This is a genomic window from Psychrobacter sp. Choline-02u-9, assembly GCF_002836505.1.
Taxonomy (GTDB): domain Bacteria; phylum Pseudomonadota; class Gammaproteobacteria; order Pseudomonadales; family Moraxellaceae; genus Psychrobacter.
On sequence record NZ_PJBF01000047.1, the window covers coordinates 73548 to 80497 of the forward strand.

Here is a 6950-nt window from a genome sequence, read left to right on the forward strand (position 1 = left end):
TAGTATGCTTAGCGAGGATGACGCTGTAGCGGCTTTATATAGACTTGACTATATAAAGCCAGTACTGCATCGATTGAGTTGATGCGGTACTGGCTATTGTATTAAAAACTGGTTATGTAAAATTATTCATTAACCTATAATTGAAACTGAGTCTATATAAGGCTTAGTCTTTGTCAGAATCAAATTTTATAAGGTTAATTACTCATCATTCTCAAAACTGACGCCTTGGTAGTACTCTGGCGTTAGATTGATAAAGCGGGTAAATTGACCTTCGAAGCCTAGACGAATAGTACCGATAGGGCCGTTACGTTGTTTACCAATAATGATTTCCGCCACGCCTTTGTGGTCCGAGTTTTCATTATAAACCTCATCACGATAGATGAACATAATCAAATCGGCATCCTGCTCAATCGCACCAGATTCACGTAGATCTGACATGATAGGGCGTTTATTTGGACGGTTTTCTAGACTACGGTTAAGCTGTGACAATGCAATCACGGGACATTCAAGCTCACGTGCTAGTGCTTTTAGACTACGAGAAATCTCAGAAATCTCGCCAACACGGTTACCATCTAAGCTGGGTACTTTCATCAGCTGAAGATAATCGACTACGATAGCACCCAAGCGACCGTCATGGTTTTTGGCAATACGGCGGCAGCGAGAACGCATCTCAGACGGCGGTAGGGCGGTACTGTCATCAATATATAAATGCTTCGATTGCAGATGTTGAATAGCGTTCATCATCTTTGCCCATTCATCTTCATTCATTTGCCCAGAACGCAGATGCGTCTGGTTAATCGCGCCCCATGAGGACAGCAGACGCATGACGATAGATTCGGCAGGCATCTCCATCGAAAATACGACGACTGGCAAATCTTCATTAAACAAGATCCCTTCTGCCAAGTTCATCGCAAAAGTGGTTTTACCCATCGAAGGACGCGCAGCAACAATAATCAAATCACCCGCTTGTAGACCTTGGGTTTTGTTATTCAGCTCGGCAAATGGCGTCTGCAAACCAATCATGCCATCGGGATTAGATTTTAGCTCTTGAATCTTATCGATAACATTGGTCAAGACAGAGGTAATACCAACAGGTCCGCGCTGTTCCGCGCGTTTATTATGCTGCTCATTGATACTAAATATCTTACCTTCCACATTGTCTAGAATGTCGCTAACGCTTTGGTCTTTTGGATTATAGGCAAGCGTCAGCATGTCATTACCAGTGGTAATCAGCTGGCGTAGGGTTGATAGTTCACGCACGCGCTGGGCGTAGGCAGTCAGGTTAAACAAAGTCGCAGGACTTTGGCTCAAAATATCAGCCAAATAACTGTCACCACCTGCACCTTTGAGTAATTTCTGCGCTTCTAACCAGTCGTGTACCATGACCGTGTCATAAGGCTCATTCACTGCCGCCAAATGAGCAATGGCATCAAAAATGTATTGATGTCGCCCAGCATAAAAGTCATCTTTGGTGACAATATCGGCAATCTTGTCGTACGCCTCTTCGATACTCATCAAAGACGCGAGCAATGCCTTTTCAATATCAATATTGTGCGGCGGTGTCTGATTGAGTAAGTCGTCGGTTTTGTCGTTTTCTGCCATGAGTGCCTAATGAGTTAAAATGGGTATGAAAAAGGATGTCGATGATAGAGCAATACAAACGTAGCGCGCCTCTACGATAGAAGTACCAAAACGCGGTCTCAGGTTTGTCTGTAAATGCTACAATCAGATGCGAAAGTTTAACACATAATGTGGTTTTTTAGACTTGATAAAGCACTAAATCTGAAGTGATTGTTTTTTATGAAGTAAGAGATACCATACAATATCTAAGTATAAAAATTTAGAACAATAATTATAAATATAATAAAATCAGTAATTTAAATAAAAAAGGCTATTGTTATGACAGAAGAAAAGCGCCCGCTATTAATCACGACAGGTGAGCCTGCAGGTATTGGCATGGACGTAGTACTAGGACTAGCAGCAGAGGGTAAGTTGCAAGATTTTGCTCGGCCAATTTGGGTGACTGCTGATGCTAAAGCGATGCAAACTCGCGCAGAGGAGTTGGTCGCGGCTGGCGTTCTCAAAATTATACCTAGTTGGCATACTATCAATACAGATATAAATACCGATAATTTCGATGTTAACTTGGTAGAGCAGATATCGCAGCAAGATATAGATGCTGATAGCGCTTTTATCCTACTGAATATTCCTTGTGCGGCACCAGTTGTCTGCGGGCAAATCAATATCGCTAACTCAGCGATGGTGGCTCAGCAGTTAGATATTGCTCATAAACTGGCAATAAATAATACAGTCGCTGCCATCGTCACTGGGCCATTGCAAAAATCAGCGTTGATAGATGCTGGTATCAAGCTGTTAGACGGCACCATGTTTAGTGGTCATACTGAATTTTTTATGCAGCAAAGTGGCTGTGAAAAAGTCGTCATGATGCTGGCCAATCAAGCGATGAAAGTCGCGCTTGTCACTACGCATTTGCCATTGAAGGACATCCCTGCTGCGATTACTACGGATAACGTACGCCAAACTGTACAAATTGTGATTGATGATATGCGAGAGAAGTTTGGTCTCACGCAGCCTCGTATCTTGGTCTGCGGCCTCAATCCACATGCAGGCGAGGGCGGGCACTTGGGAAGTGAGGAGATTGAGATTATCAATCCCGTGTTGCAAGAATTCATCGATGCAGGTGTCAATATATCAGAGGCGATGCCTGCCGATACGTTATTTACCACCAGACATTTAGCAAACTGTGATGCGGTCATTGCCATGTATCACGACCAAGGTTTACCAGTATTAAAATCGCACGGTTTTGGTGATACTGTCAATTTAACCTTGGGCTTGCCTTATATTCGTACCTCTGTCGATCATGGTACGGCGCTAGACTTGGCGGGACGCGGCGGGGCGAGTGCGACCAGTCTATATCAAGCACTAAATATGGCAAACGAGATGGCTGATAAGTCACTTATCGATGTACCTGCTGTATAAATCAGTGCTTATAGATATTTATCACGCAGTATTTGGCAACGTTAGAATTAGCAATGTCTATCTAAAAAGGCAACCACTTAAGACGATGTAGTAAAGCTTTTATCGTGCATGAGGAACAGCATCTGTGTTAAACACAGGCTCGAAAGCCTAGGATCAGGACCCTAAGCTTGTCTGGTCACGGATACCGATTGGTTGATCAGCTCCATGGATCCGAACGAGGTTAAGAACGCGACGTTTGACGCATCGGACCCAACACCGATGCGGGCCATCGTATCGGCACCTGCCATACCCGTTGGATCAATGAGGTGCCAACTTCCTTCAAGATAGACCTCGGCCACGGCATGAAAGTCTTGTGGTGTCACATCGGGCGCATAAACGCTCACAAACCTAGCTGGTATCGACGACGCGCGCGCTAGGGTTACGAGAACATGCGCAAAGTCGCGGCATACGCCCTGACGTTGAGCAAAGCTGTCGAGCGCGGTGGTTTGTGCATGGCTCGATCCGGGTACATAGCTGAATGCCGACTCGATCCAGTCGCGCATCGCGGCAATCCGTGCGCCGCCAGCGAGATTGCCAAACTCGGCGTCCACGAAGGCATGGAACTGTTCTGAAGGGCAATAGTGAGACGGCATCAAATGCCTGATTGTCTCTCCGGGCAAAAGGTGCAGGGGCGTTTGGGACAGTGCCGATATGTCTAAGGCAGGACGGTCAACGGCGATTTCTGCGAGATAAGTGCAGCTAAAATCCCCTTCAGCGTGAATCCAAATCCGTTCTCCTATACCATCATCGGCGGCGACCCGTGAAAAATGCGCAACGTCTGATGTCCAAATCTCGGTCGAACGCACCCGCTGATCCGCAAGATCAGCAGCTTCAATCTGAAGCAAAAGATCCATTGGCTCTGAGAGTCGATAATGGAGGGTGACGTTAAGTTTCAGGATCATATGTGAATTCCCTAAGGGTATTTATCTGGCGGGCTGACGATCGCGTAGGGCTGAACCGCCTCGACTATATCAGAGACTGGCTTACTTTACTGGAGTCAGACAGCAATGCCTGACAGGGTTAAATTATCATAATAGCGCTTTTCAAACTCAAAAGGTGAAACATAACCAATTGCGTTATGCAGTGGGGCTTTATTAAACCCAAGAAGTGTTAAAAATCGATTAATTATCGATTTAGTTTTACGCCGCGATTGTTATGATGACTTTATCTTTGGACTTGTTTCTGTCTGCTAGCGCTTGGTTTGACGCTGCCATTTAGCATAATCAGAGTTTATATTAAATGGATGTAGAGGTAAAAAGTTACCGGGTCGGTTACTCGAAAGCATGGCTCGTCTATCGATAATAATTATTCAAAAACACAGCCTAATTATGAGCTGTGGTATAATTCACCATTATAAAGTCAGTATATCGCTGCCATTACATTATCATCGCCCATTTATCTTTTATACATTAAGACTCTTTTATGTCCAAAACTTCATTTGATGCTCAAACTATTTCTAACAGCTTACGTGCTGCCAAACATCAGCCGCGTAAGCGCTTTGGCCAAAATTTCTTGCATGATACTAGCGTCATTCGCGAAATCGTCGAAAGTATTCGTCTAGAGCGCGATGACAATTTGATCGAGATTGGGCCTGGTATGGGCGCATTGACCGAGCCGTTATTGGCAGAAGTGGATGCAATGACAGTGGTGGAGCTAGATCGTGATTTGGCAGATAGCTTGCGTATTCGTATCGGTGCCAATAGCCATCCAAACTTTGAGATTATCAAAGACAATGCGATGCATGTGGACTACCGTGAGCTATATAGTGAAGAGCGCGGTAAGCTGCGCGTAGTGGGCAACCTACCGTATAACATCTCAACGCCTATCTTATTTCATCTGCTTCGCTATGCCGATGTGATTCAAGACATGCATTTTATGTTACAAAAAGAAGTGGTCGAGCGTATCACAGCCGACGTGGGTAGCAAGACTTATGGCCGCTTATCGGTCATCATGCAATACCACTGTGATACAGATTATTTGCTAACCGTTCCTCGCGGTGCGTTTAATCCACCACCAAAGGTGACCAGTGCCGTGTTCCGTCTGACGCCGCATATTAACAAACCAGTAGTCGCAAATGATGAAGAGCACTTTGCTATTGTCGTACGTGAGACTTTTAACCATCGTCGCAAGACGCTACGTGCTATCTTCAAAAAATCAACGTTGCTGCCGACATTGAGCGAAGACGATTTTGAGGCTTGTGGTATTGATCCGCAGGCACGTCCTGAGACCTTGAGCGTCACAGACTTTGTGAACCTAAGCAATCATTCACAACAGCTAGACGTATAGTGTATTTTTGATACATAAAAGCATGCTACTAACCGTCAATTATAATGGCGGTTTTTTATGCTTTATTTTTATGACCAGTACTTAAGTATTTATTTCTTATCGAGCTGTCTTTAACTATCGTGTTTAAATCGTTGAGGTGTTATGAGTTTTCGCCATCAGTATGTTATCGGTGACTTGCAGGGTTGCTATGCTGCGTATCTACAATTGCTAAAAACACTGGATTTCGATCCTGCCCAAGACAAATTATGGTTTGCTGGTGATTTGGTAGCACGCGGCGAGGACTCATTGAACACGCTGCGTCATGTCAAAGCGTTGTGTGAGCAAGGCGCTGCGGCAACGGTATTGGGCAATCATGATCTTAATTTGATAGCAGTCTGGCGCGGGGCCGCCAAGCTTAAAAATAAAGACAAAACGGCACCTATCTTTGCTGCGGATGACTGTGATGAGTTGCTCGAATGGTTACGTAGGCAGCCGATATTAGCCTATCCTGATGAGCACACGGTGCTAGTACATGCAGGGATTCCACCGCATTGGAGTATTGAAGCCGCTGCAGGATACGCACAGCAATTAGAAGCTCAGCTGCAAAGTAATTTGAATCAGCTCGATCAATTGCTGCCGAATCTATATAGCAAAGAAGCGGATGAATGGCATGCAGGTATCGAAGGATTTACCAAGATGCGTGCAATTGCTAATTACTTTACGCGTATGCGCTTGTGTAAGCAGGACGGGTTACTTGAGTTTAGCTTTTCAGCGGGTTTAGATGAGGCTATGCCAACCGATTTTTTGCCTTGGTTTGAGTGGCAAGTACCGCGCACTCGTAAGATACTATTTGGACATTGGGCTGCGCTAAAAGGCGAAATTGATTTGCCACATGCGCGCGCACTCGACGGTGGCTGCGTGTGGGGTAATTATCTATTGGCTTATAGATTGGGTGACGGCAAGGTAATAACCTCAAGCGCACAGTGCCCGAGTCCATAAAGAGGGTTATAAGCGTCTTAATATACAAGGCTAAATAAACAGTCTGTTATAAGTAGTTCCATTATACCAGTCTGTTTTAAGTAGTCTATTAATAGGTTTATTGAGTGAAATAACTGGTTCCAATAGAGTATGCTTCAAACAAAAATCGGGCAATGAATTTCATCGCCCGTTTTTAAAATATTGAGTACGGTATACAACAGAGCCTTATATAATATGGAACATCGCTTCTGTTTGCATATTATCATTAAGCGCTTGCACTTGCCCTATAGTGAAATCTACGGCTGTTGACGGCTCAGAGGCTACATTAAATACTTTAGTAGCAGTCTCATTAGCTGTATTTGCACTCACTACATCAGCGCTTTCAAACACTAATTCATTATTATTTACATCAAGTAAGTCATCAATTTTAGGTAGCTTTATTTGCTCTGAATCTACAAAGGTAATCATCTGGATAGTAGCGTCTGTATTATTGAAGGCTAAAGCAGCATTGTTACCATGATACATATCAATATTACCACCCAATGAGCTCATATCAATAAAGTCGTCACTTGTGCTGTAAGCATCATTAGAAGAGTCTTCCGCTTCATCGAATGACATTATACTACGAGCATTGCTACCGCCAGTATTTACCATACTTTCGATATCTG

At 44.2% G+C, this 6950-nt stretch carries 6 protein-coding genes; 3 read left to right on the forward strand and 3 right to left on the reverse strand.

The annotated features are described in order from the left end of the window. Positions 1-198: 198 nt before the first annotated feature. Positions 199-1602: a replicative DNA helicase gene (dnaB, locus tag CXF69_RS06390; RefSeq protein ID WP_057760393.1), complete on the reverse strand. Its 1404-nt coding sequence runs from the start codon at positions 1600-1602 to the stop codon at positions 199-201. Between the two features lie 297 nt (positions 1603-1899). Between dnaB and pdxA the strand changes: the two genes are divergently transcribed. Next, positions 1900-3000, forward strand: a complete 1101-nt coding sequence (gene pdxA / locus CXF69_RS06395) for a 4-hydroxythreonine-4-phosphate dehydrogenase PdxA (RefSeq protein ID WP_101205017.1) — start codon at positions 1900-1902, stop codon at positions 2998-3000. A gap of 161 nt (positions 3001-3161) precedes the next feature. Here the strand turns inward: pdxA and CXF69_RS06400 are convergent, their stop codons facing one another. After that, positions 3162-3941 (reverse strand): transglutaminase-like domain-containing protein, encoded by a 780-nt coding sequence (locus CXF69_RS06400; protein ID WP_101205016.1) that lies wholly within the window; start codon positions 3939-3941, stop codon positions 3162-3164. A gap of 520 nt (positions 3942-4461) precedes the next feature. On the opposite strand from CXF69_RS06400, the gene rsmA reads away from it, so the two are divergent. Next, a complete protein-coding gene (gene rsmA, locus CXF69_RS06405; RefSeq protein WP_101205015.1) occupies positions 4462-5325 on the forward strand; it encodes a 16S rRNA (adenine(1518)-N(6)/adenine(1519)-N(6))-dimethyltransferase RsmA in 864 nt (287 codons plus the stop codon). Between the two features lie 141 nt (positions 5326-5466). After that, positions 5467-6303, forward strand: a complete 837-nt coding sequence (locus CXF69_RS06410; RefSeq protein WP_101205014.1) for a symmetrical bis(5'-nucleosyl)-tetraphosphatase — start codon at positions 5467-5469, stop codon at positions 6301-6303. 204 nt (positions 6304-6507) lie between these two features. Here CXF69_RS06410 and CXF69_RS14325 read toward each other — a convergent pair. Then, positions 6508-6950 (reverse strand): hypothetical protein (locus CXF69_RS14325; protein ID WP_157822727.1); only part of this gene is annotated, 443 nt, incomplete at its 5' end.

Bases quoted from the DNA above. Each gene is read 5' to 3' on its own strand.
- dnaB (WP_057760393.1), bottom strand. From the start codon at position 1,602: ATGGCAGAAAACGACAAAACCGACGACTTACTCAATCAGACACCGCCG.
- pdxA (WP_101205017.1), top strand. From the start codon at position 1,900: ATGACAGAAGAAAAGCGCCCGCTATTAATCACGACAGGTGAGCCTGCA.
- CXF69_RS06400 (WP_101205016.1), bottom strand. From the start codon at position 3,941: ATGATCCTGAAACTTAACGTCACCCTCCATTATCGACTCTCAGAGCCA.
- rsmA (WP_101205015.1), top strand. From the start codon at position 4,462: ATGTCCAAAACTTCATTTGATGCTCAAACTATTTCTAACAGCTTACGT.
- CXF69_RS06410 (WP_101205014.1), top strand. From the start codon at position 5,467: ATGAGTTTTCGCCATCAGTATGTTATCGGTGACTTGCAGGGTTGCTAT.